Here is a 1,182-nt window from a genome sequence, read left to right as displayed (position 1 = left end):
AGATAAGAAACCACCATGGCTCGCCTAGAGCGCGAGCCACCATCTATTATGAAAATAAATTTTAAATCTAAAAAGAGGTATATACCGTATTCAAATGTGGGTATAACCCTAATAACAATACAACCAGATCGAATATACAGTGGCGGATCCTGAAAGGGGATACCCTGCGTAAGAAACGGGTTGTGACAGTATAGAAGTACCATCTATTGTGACTAGATCACGAATACAAAAATTTTGCAAGAAAATTACTGTCATTTGTATTGTTCATTTAATGATGAGGAGGTTCTCCCATGGAAGCAATGATGGAAAGATGTGCAGGCTTGGATGTACACCAGAAAACAGTGGTAGCTTGTGTATTATATGGTCCCTTAGACAAACGACCAAAAAAGTCTATGGAATCTTTTTCAACATCAACGAAAGGATTGCTAGAACTTAATGACTGGCTGGTATCATTTGGAGTAACGGATGTGGTGATGGAAAGTACGGGTGTTTATTGGAAGCCGGTATGGAATATTCTCGAAAATCAGTTTCGTCTTGTGCTTGCCAATGCCAAGCATGTTAAAAATGTCCCTGGCAGGAAAACAGATATCAAGGATGCAGAATGGTTAGCAAAGCTACTACGCAGTGGACTTATTGAAGGTAGCTTTGTGCCTCCTGAGGATATTCGGGATTTAAGAGACCTCACCCGCTATCGTAAAAAGCTGGTTAATAATCGTACAGCTGAACAGAATCGTATCCATAAAATTCTTCAAGATGCCAATATCAAGCTTACTTCTGTTCTGTCAGATATTTTTGGTGAATCGGGGCGAAAAATTTTGGAGGCCATTATAAATGGTGAAAAAATAGAGGAAAAAAGCCTTCGGGAAATGGTCCACAAGCGCGTCAAGTCCAGCCTAACAGACATAGCAGAATCGATCAACGGTCGAATTCGTCGCCATCATCGGGATATGTTGCGTTATCACTGGGAACACATGATTTATCTGGAGGAAACATTGGAAAGATTGGAAAAACAAATTGACCAATGTTTAGAGCCTTATCGGAGAGAAGTAGACCTACTAGATACCATTCCTGGTGTGAATAAAGATGCAGCCGCTGTATTTGTTGCTGAGATGGGCGTAGATATGTCCGTCTTTAAAACAGGAAAACGTTTAGCTTCATGGGTAGGGGTAAGCCCCGGAAATA

Annotated in this window: 1 protein-coding gene; it reads left to right on the top strand. The window is 40.8% G+C overall.

From position 1 onward, the window contains the following. Positions 1-290 precede the first annotated feature (290 nt). A partial coding sequence (locus tag D1839_RS20125; protein ID WP_120381541.1) for an IS110 family transposase occupies positions 291-1,182 on the top strand: 892 nt, incomplete at its 3' end.

It is taken from the genome of Roseburia sp. 1XD42-34, assembly GCF_009917385.1.
Lineage (GTDB): Bacteria > Bacillota > Bacilli > Bacillales > Amphibacillaceae > Virgibacillus.
This window is presented reverse-complemented; position numbering and strand designations above follow the sequence as displayed.